Genomic DNA, 7,632 nt, shown 5'->3' with positions numbered 1-7,632 from the left:
CATGAACGGGCGCATCTTCGATCCGCGCCTGGGCATGTTCATGCAGGGCGATCCGTTCATCCAGGATCCGATGAACCTGCAGAACTACAACCGTTACGCGTATTGCTATAACAATCCGATGACCTGCACGGACCCGAGTGGCTACCTGTTCGGCGGTATGTTCAATGTTCCATTTATTGACAATGCCTGGAATAACCATATTAAAAAGTATGCGCCAGTGATTGCGGCTGTTGTGATCAGTGTATATTTACCGGGAAGTAATTTTCTAATTGGCTTGGGTGCGGAAGGTGCTGTGGCACAAGCGGCCGTCACTGGATTTATCAGCGGGACTGTCGCAACAGGAAATGTGAAAGGAGGGCTGCAAGGTGCCTTTACGGCCGGCATGTTTGCCGGAGCAGGGAATGTGATCGCGGGAGGCAATTTCCTTACAGGCGCTAGCGAGGCTGCGGCATGGAGCGGCGCTGCTGGCATCGCGCTGCATGGAGTGGTTGGCTGTGCAACAAGCTCAGCAACCGGCGGTTCGTGTGGCTCTGGGGCGCTTAGTGCTGCTTTTACAAAAGCATTAGCAAGCACAGAATTTATGAAGAGCGTAACTGAGTCAGGAAATAAACTTAGTGGCGCAGCAATTAGCGCAGCAGCAGGTGGGTCTGCATCTATTCTAGGAGGGGGCAAGTTCGCCAATGGTGCGGTTACCGGTGCCTTTAGTTACTTATTTAATGATTCTCTTCATAATGAATTTTGTCGAGAAAGTGTTTGTGATCGCTTTGAAAGTTTAAAAACCTCACCAATAGGTAAATTGTATAATTACATTTTCGGGGAGCGAGTTGGCGTTCCTGTGAATGCAACCTATGGTTACGGCGGAACAGCTTTCGCTGGAGTAGTAGGATATTCTGCAGATGCCGGAATTGCACTTGATAGCACTCGAAATGCATGTTTATATATCAACTCCTGTACCGCTGTTGGGATGGGGGCAACTATAGGACATGGCAACGTGATTGCTGCAGGCACTGGGGCACTCACCAGCTCAAAAACCGAATATACAGGAGCGTTTTGGACTGGCGGAAATGGTCTTTTGGGATCAGGACAGTACTTGAAAGACAATAGTGGCAATGGTGTAGTCGGCCGTGGTTTTGGTGGGGTGGGGGTCGGAGCTGCTGCTGGGGGATTGGTATGTACAATGCAAACAAAATGCATAAGAAATTAGCAAAAGAAATTTCAATTACTCATTACTAAGATGCGGAGCCACAATATGGAAGACAAAAAAAAATCCAAAGGTCATAAAATTGGATTTTTTGGATTTTTAATAGGAATTGTTGGCTATTTGATGATTTTATACCTATCGGAATCTATTGGATTTTTCTTTATTTACCTCGGCTTTATTCTATCCGTTCTCGGAGTTGTCATGACATGGATTGAAATTTTTAAGAAGAAATAATAAAACATCATGCAGAGGTTACTATTTCATACTGAATACTCAAGAAATCCTCATGAAAAATATTGGTGAACTATTTCTGAATCTAACGCGCACATGGAATTTATAACAACCTCATTATACGTAAATAGTAGTTCATACTTACTAACATGCTATCGAGTTAGATGATTTTTGGCGCCATAATAATTCAGCCCTTACATAAATCTCAAAATAATCACACAGAAAATATCATGTATAAATTTTATTCAGCCCTAGCTTTTCTATTCGTAACCCAATGCAATCTTGCCTATGCAGGAGAACAAGTAGGAAAAATACTCAATATCACCGTTCGATCGAGTGATGGCTTGATCTCTTTTATCATGGAAAATACGGCGACAGGAAAACCAGCTTGCGCAAAATATTCATACTGGCTGATTGCTGATGAGAATTCAGTCACAGGGAAACAGCAGCTTGCAATGTTACTAACTGCCCGTGCGAGTGGTCAGGTTATCAGTGTCTTTGGAAGCAATACCTGCGTGCGCTGGCACGATGGTGAAAATGTAGTTGGCATTACGTTCTAGGGGAACGCTCATTAATTGATGATTTCGTTTTCCCGATGTTTTTTTAACAAAGCGATCACCGTAAAGTTTTCATTTCAATATTCACTTTGCTACAGCTAGGGACGGATTGATTCATTCATTGGACGCCATTCCCTACGGCAGCCTGACCTGAGACAATAACGGCATCACAACGTCCGCCATCGACCATGCAAAAAAGCTTTTCCGACCTTGAGTACGCAACCAACAAGAAGCTGACGCGGCGCGACCGCTTCTTGGCCGAGATCGACAGCGTGATGCCGTGCGGCAGGCTGCACAAACTAATCAAGCCGTTCTATCCAACGGTCGAGAGCGCCGGCAGGCCACCGATCGGACTGGCGCGCATGCTGCGCATGTACGTGGCCCAGCAATGCTTTGGCTTGTCTGACGAAGGTATCGAAGACGCGATCTACGACAGCCAATCCATTCGCGCTTTTGTGGGCAGCTATCTGGGTCGCGAATCGGTGCCGGACGCGACAACCTTGCTGAAGTCCCGCCACCTGCCTGAAGCCAACCCTATCTTAACGCAGTGACTATGCGAATTTTCTGATGTACGGCTACTTATAATATCAACTAACGTAAGCACATATCTATAGTCGAAATGAAAAAATTTAATCATTTGACATAGCAATAAGCAAATGTGACAATGTAGAATAGTGTTATTAGGACGTAGATATTTTTCTATTATATTTAGGATACATAGTGAAACTCTTTTTCTTTGGCCTCTTCATGTTGTCATCAATATCCAATCCAGTATACGCCTCCGTTGCTGCCGTCTCCCCGGTATATATTGAGAACGTTTCGGTGATCGAACAAGATGTACTAGGGCACCGCGCAGGCAATCTTGAGGTAAGGATCAAGGGGGGATTTACGCGTCCAGCTGAACTAACGTGCAACGACAATGTCTACATCACCACATTAAAGTCGGGCGACCCCCAAAAACGTCTCTTTGCATTACTGACCTTAGCCAAAATAACCCAGCAGCCTCTGATGTTGCATATTAGCGATGATCCTCAGTATTCGGCGATTTCTGGCCGCTGCAGTCTTGTCGCTGCAACGTTCTTATAATGGGTGACTATATGTCGAAATTAAATACTGCTGTAATGTCGCTGTTTGCATGTTTTTTTTGCAGCCACTCCTACGCTGGTTCATATGCTGATTTTGTAGGTAGTCCTGTAGTGACATATCATTATTATTCCGCGCATCCCGGCCTATTAGTGGCACAAAAATCGATGACTGCCCCCCACTCATGTTTAAGGAATGACTTATATATTTTGCGCAAGGAGCATCCATTTTACAAAGAGATGACGGCATTAATTTTGTCGTCTCACATGATGGAACAACCGCTAACTTTTATTCTTGGCAGTTGTTTTCAGGACTTTGCGGTGATTGAACATGTAGTCAGCAATAAACCATAAAAGATGTGCATCCTGCCAGGGGTGCCATTGACAACAGCAGTGCCAACAAGACAGTAATTTCCGACATGAGTGCCGTACAGAATGTACCGATCGCAGTACGCCAAGTCAAATATCTCGAAAATATCGTTAAACAGGATTAGCGGCCGATTAAGCGCGTGACCAAACCCATGTTAGGCTCCAAGTTGTTTCGGTCGCCGGCAATGTGGTCGCCGACATCGAACTCATGCATATACTATGCAACGGCCAGGTCGCATTCGACGGTGTCATTACAATATCGCTCTTTGATCAATTATATGCGCTGGTAGAACGGGCCCGTCCAGGTTGAGGTACGCAATTCTTTCCTGAAAAATTACGCCCTTAAATCAACAACGCGACAGCGCGACAACGTCTCAATAGCACCAGATATGAATCTTTTCCCAAGAACATCAGATATTTTTGACAACAACATCTGGAAAACTGCAGCATGAATAACGAATTGAAATTAATGCAATACCATCCCTCGATTAACAATTAAGAAATCCACATGAAAAATCTCCCCAAGATATTAAAAATTTTAATTATTTTTTAATTTTTTTTGCGCTTCAGCACATGCTGAGCGACGTCAGATATTTTACTCAGTGGCGTCTGGGCAACCGAGTTGGAAATTGGAAAACTATATGAATGATGGAGTTACCATATGGAATACACCTTCATCATGCAACTATGGCTTGATTAGCTTCCCAGGCAATATGGCTGTCGCTGATAAAAATCGTTTTTATCCAGCACTAATTGCGCCAAAAACGTCCAATGCGACGATATTTATTTGTTATGATGACTCCCCAGGAATCTGCATTCTTGTTGGCTTCTGACTGCTGCAATTCTTACTTTTTTATTAATATAATTCCCCCGCCATCTTATCAAAGTCGATATTATAAACATATGGGCGCCAAGTGATGTCAATCGCCCTTTTTGCCAATGCTGGGCACCTCGCCTACTGAACGTTCTCAGGACAGATCATTGTTTATGGCTCTCGTTCGACTGCCTTACCCGCAAGGATGGCCAGGCCAATTGAAGGCTAACTGTGGTGCGATGAGCTACCGTTGAATGCCACGTAGTGCGTGTTACCCGAAATTATCAGAGTAAATTCACATGTGTCGTAACCTGTTCGCCTTTGAATCGCTCTTCAACATTCCGTCGATCCAATCTTGTTCCTAATGCCCGCTACGGGCCCAAGGACACACCGCAGGATTACTGGTAAGCCATATCTTGGCCATCCCGCAGAAGATATTGCAAGCTCTAAATTTATCCATTTTCCAATATTTAGTTTGCAATTATTATTTGCCTTAGCGTAACATCTCAAAACTATTCCTTCACAACTATTAAATATCGCATGGGCTGATGTCGTGGCGTGGGACAGGTGACGATTTGAAGAGTCAATTATCCGCCCTGTTTATACGCCAGATAGCTTCGTGCGGCTACGGAGAATTGATTGATGACATTGCGTACAACCGGCAACAAACGTCTTGTCGGGTTGCTGGAACGCTATTTGATTGGCACCGCACTCCTTATAGCTTGCTTGGGCGCGCATGCGCAGGGCGTCAGCGTATCGAATGGCGGTACACCTGGCTATACAGTGCCGATCGCCGTGCCCCCGGGAATCGGCGGCATGACACCGAATATCGGCCTGCTGTATAGCGCCAGTGGCATCAATGGTCCAGTCGGCCTTGGCTGGAGCGTGCAGGGCATCTCCCTCATTACCCGCTGTGCCGGCAACAAGCGCATCGATGGCGTGGCGCGCAGCGTCGAGTATGGCGGCAACGATAAATTGTGCCTGGATGGCCAGCGCCTGATCCAGACCGATGCATCCGGCAATCCTGTTGCGAACCAACAGAGCGACAGCCTCGGCGGCAGTGGCATGGTGCGCGAGTATCGCACCGACAAGGATATCTATGCGCGCATTCGCGCCTATGGCGCAAGCGGTGATCCCGCCAACGGACCGTCTTATTTCAAGGTGTGGACCAAGAGCGGCCAGATCTACGAATATGGTGATATGGCAGGCAAGGCTGCTATTAATGTGACCAACAAGGGAACGATAGCGGCGTGGGCCGTCAGCCGCATCAGCGACACGGTCGGCAACTACATGGATTTCCGCTACGAACAGCGCGACGTCGCCTGGGGCAGCGGCCCTGCGGTCGGCAATGCGACACCCGGCCACGAGTGGCGCCTGAAAGAAATCCTCTACACGGGCACGGCGGCGCAACAGCCGGCCAACCGCGTGGTGTTCGAATACACGGAACGCCCCGACATGGTACGCGGCACAATGCAGGACCGCTCCGAAGCCTATCACCAGGGCGGCAAGAACGTCAGCATCTGGCTGCTCGACAAGGTATCGACGTATATCAACTGGCCCGGAAATGTCCCATCCAGGCCAACCAATGCGGTACACGTCAAATCGATCAAGCTCGACTACGACAACGGTCCCGTGACCGTGCGCAGCCGACTGGTCAAGGTGCGCGAATGCGCCGATATCAATCTCAGTAAATGCTTGCCGGCCACCACCTTTAATTACTCGCCGGGTGGCGGATCGAACTACACGTCGACCGACGCCTTCATGTATGGGGAATTATCGACTACGGTCATGACCAGCATCAAGGGCGATTATGGCGTCCTGACAGGTAACTTCTTCGGCAATGGCCGTACCAGCATTCTGCGCTGGTCCGACACGCCTGGCGAAAACCGGCTGTTCCGCAGCGACGGTGACGGTGCCTTTACTGCCATCCCCAATGGGACCGGAGCAGGGCAGTTCAATATCATCGATCAGAATCTCTTCAAGAGCGACGGCTGTTATACCTCCACCGCCATTGATTTTAATGGCGATGGATTGACGGATATTTTACGCACCCAAGGCGAAGGACTGGGTTGTTACGCTCCAAGTATCTTGTACATCTCGAATGGCGATGGGTCATTCCGCATGGTCAATGTGACTGGCGTCGATTTGCACAAGGAACGAGGGGTCCAGGAGGACCATTTTGTTTGTGACACGCGCCTGGATATGCAGGATTTATGCCCTGGTGGCCTGGTTTATCAGGGAACCTCGCGCTCGAGCGGATGGAACTATTATTTACTTGACGTGAACAACGATGGCATTCTCGACGTGGTGACCGCACTGAGTCCCGGTTTTGGCATGGTCGGAGGATACCCACCATCCGAAAAAGAACAATGTACCGACGTAGTGTGTACGCGAGTCTTTCTAGGCCAGCGCGATAATTCCTTCATCGAGATGCCGTCGATTAACCTTGCGCATGTACCGATGTATGCCGAGCCTTACCCCGGGTACTATACGCCGCGTGATACTTATATTGCCGATGTCAATGGCGATGGCTTAGCTGATCTGGTCGTCAGCAGTGGAACCTGGCTATCCAGAGGTGACGGCAATTTCGACTATGATCCAGCCCACCAGGCGGGGATAGGATGCGAGTTTGCCATAGACTTCAACGGCGATGGTCGCTCGGACTGTTTAATTCCACACAAAAACGTAGCGGAACAGAAACTGCTGGTATCTGATGGTACATACCGGCAAATCTTTGCGGGAAATTTCAACCTCAATGGCGCTGGATTAGCATTGCTTGCAGACGGTGCCTACTGGCCGCTGCAGGCCGCTGGTGTGCAGATAGCGGACTTCAATGGCGATGGCCGCGCCGATATCCTGCACTGGCGCGACGATCCATCGCAGAACCGCCTCTATCTGAGCAATGGCGACGGCACCTTCAGTGCCGCCGCCTTCAACCTGACCACCGCCAACGACCAGCTGCAAAAGAGCGACGGCAGCGCGCGCTTTGTGCTGGGCGACTTCAGCGGGCGCGGCGCCGTCGAAATCCTGCGCCTGAAAGCGTCGCCTTCCTCGGCCAACGACGCCAGCCGCAACCGGTTGTACGCGAAGACAGACCCGATGCCGCCCGACCAGCTGATGTCGGTGCGTACCGGCAATGGCATCACCACCAGCCTGAACTGGGTACCGCTGACCAGCCCGAACACCGGCAGCCTGGGCCCGCGCTACAAGAGCGACCGCGGTACCCCTGACGCCGCCGTGTACCCCATGGCCGATGTGCTCACGCCGACCTATGTCGTCGCCACCGTGACGGCCAATGCCGGCTTTGGCGGTACCCTGCAAAAGACCGAGTATGCCTACACCGGCATGAAGATGGCCTACGATGGCCGCGGCTGGCTG

5 protein-coding genes and 1 pseudogene are annotated in these 7,632 nt (G+C 49.4%); all 6 read left to right on the top strand.

Annotated features, from left to right (window positions below):
• Nucleotides 1-1,204: RHS repeat-associated core domain-containing protein (locus GYK42_RS28650; RefSeq protein ID WP_277346725.1), on the top strand; the 1,204-nt coding region annotated here is incomplete at its 5' end.
• A gap of 45 nt (nucleotides 1,205-1,249) precedes the next feature.
• On the top strand, nucleotides 1,250-1,435 hold the full coding sequence (locus tag GYK42_RS28645) for a hypothetical protein (RefSeq protein ID WP_166450256.1): 186 nt from the start codon (nucleotides 1,250-1,252) through the stop codon (nucleotides 1,433-1,435).
• Between the two features lie 227 nt (nucleotides 1,436-1,662).
• Entirely contained in the window at nucleotides 1,663-1,992 is a 330-nt protein-coding gene (locus GYK42_RS28640) for a hypothetical protein (protein WP_166450255.1), read from the top strand.
• A 185-nt stretch (nucleotides 1,993-2,177) separates the two neighbouring features.
• Nucleotides 2,178-2,528: pseudogene (locus GYK42_RS28635) on the top strand (transposase); the annotation flags it as partial.
• 181 nt (nucleotides 2,529-2,709) lie between these two features.
• Entirely contained in the window at nucleotides 2,710-3,075 is a 366-nt protein-coding gene (locus GYK42_RS28630) for a hypothetical protein (protein ID WP_166450254.1), read from the top strand.
• 1,821 nt (nucleotides 3,076-4,896) lie between these two features.
• The coding region (locus GYK42_RS28625; RefSeq protein ID WP_166450253.1) for an FG-GAP-like repeat-containing protein at nucleotides 4,897-7,632 on the top strand (2,736 nt) is incomplete at its 3' end.

This window comes from Janthinobacterium lividum (genome assembly GCF_011601275.1).
Classification (GTDB): domain Bacteria; phylum Pseudomonadota; class Gammaproteobacteria; order Burkholderiales; family Burkholderiaceae_D; genus Janthinobacterium; species Janthinobacterium lividum_E.
This window is presented reverse-complemented; position numbering and strand designations above follow the sequence as displayed.